2 protein-coding genes are annotated in these 1,342 nt (G+C 54.0%); both read right to left on the bottom strand.

The annotated features are described in order from the left end of the window. Positions 1–980 (bottom strand): P-type DNA transfer ATPase VirB11 (gene virB11 / locus EOB59_RS34830; protein ID WP_128290306.1); only part of this gene is annotated, 980 nt, incomplete at its 3' end. Beyond that, a partial coding sequence (locus tag EOB59_RS34825) for a TrbI/VirB10 family protein (protein ID WP_281061752.1) occupies positions 977–1,342 on the bottom strand: 366 nt, incomplete at its 5' end. The genes virB11 and EOB59_RS34825, both read right to left, overlap by 4 nt.

The following is a 1,342-nucleotide window of genomic DNA, read 5'->3' as shown; positions in this document are numbered from 1 at the left end:
AGGTTGATTTCCAGCACACCGCGCTTACCGTTGCGGCGGCCGACCTGAATGACCAAATCGATCGTCTTTTTCGCATAATTGATTATCTCGCCATGTGACATCTGCACACCAGAGCGCATCACCATGAGCGCCAGTCTGTCGAAAGCAAGTTCGGGGCTATCGGCGTGTATAGTTGTTATCGCGCCGGGGTGGCCGGTATTTATCGCCTCAAGAAAGTCATAAGCCTCAATGCCGCGGATTTCACCGAGAATGATCCGGTCGGGACGCATTCGCAAACAGCTCTCCAGAAGTTTCGATGGGCTGCGAGCGGATTCCCCCTTACGGTCGGCGATTAGTCCAACTTGGTTCTTGTGGGGTGGATGAAGCTCCTGCGCATCCTCTATGGTGATGATCCGCTCGGCAGGGTTTGCCATCGCCAGTAAAGCGCGCGCCACCGTAGTCTTGCCAGACGACGTTCCGCCCGAAATCAGAACATTGAATTTTTCGTCAACGGCCTGTCGGAATAGACTCTTCAGGTCGCCAGCCTTGGCGGCATCGGCGATTGCCCGATGGCGTTCGTGCCGAACAGCATCCACCATGATCTGTCGTCCGTCGACGTAGTCAATATCTGCGCTTTCCGAAGTCCGCAGCAGATATTTTCGAATCGACAGCGATACGCCTTGTTCGATTGCAGGTTCGACGACCACCTGCACGCGCTGCGGGTTCCCCCAAACCATAACGCGGCCTGAGACAATCGGATTAAGTGCCCCAAGCGTGTTGCGGGTCTCTCCGGCCAACTGTGCCCCAAGCCGCTTAATGGCCTGCGGCGGCAAGGTCACGCCGATCTCACGCATGTATACCGTATCGGCCTCCTCAATAAAGATGGAGCCATTAGGATTGATTGCCACCTCATTGATATTGTCATCTACCAAATAGTCTCTGAGTTGGCTCAAATACTGTTCAACGTATGAAATGCTATTTTTACACTGTTGATCAGTCATCGAATAATGAGATCCCGATTGACAAAGACGTGAATTTCCTCGCCCTGCGGGACACGAAGGACAGGAGGGAGGGACAGGTACTTGTTCAAGATACCCTCACTTTGGTCGCTGAGTGTTCTGGCAACGTTAGACGTGACTTGGCCATCTCGATTGGTGTCACCCATTCCCCCACCTTCAATAGTGATCGTCGCGCCACCATCTCTGGAGGATTTGCTGCTGCCTGTCATTGTGGGAATAATAGAAGGCAATGCGCTGATGGTGCTGATGAGGACAGCCGCACCTATCTTCTTGGCGTAGTGGTTATCCACGTTTCCTTCGGTGCCGGCGCGACCAAGCAGGTCCGTACCTGTGGAGCCGAGCGC

It is taken from the genome of Mesorhizobium sp. M7A.F.Ca.MR.176.00.0.0 (genome assembly GCF_004023165.1).
In the GTDB taxonomy this organism is placed as follows: Bacteria; Pseudomonadota; Alphaproteobacteria; order Rhizobiales; family Rhizobiaceae; genus Mesorhizobium.
The sequence above is the reverse complement of the archived record's forward strand: the minus strand, read 5'-3'. Positions and strand labels throughout refer to the sequence as shown.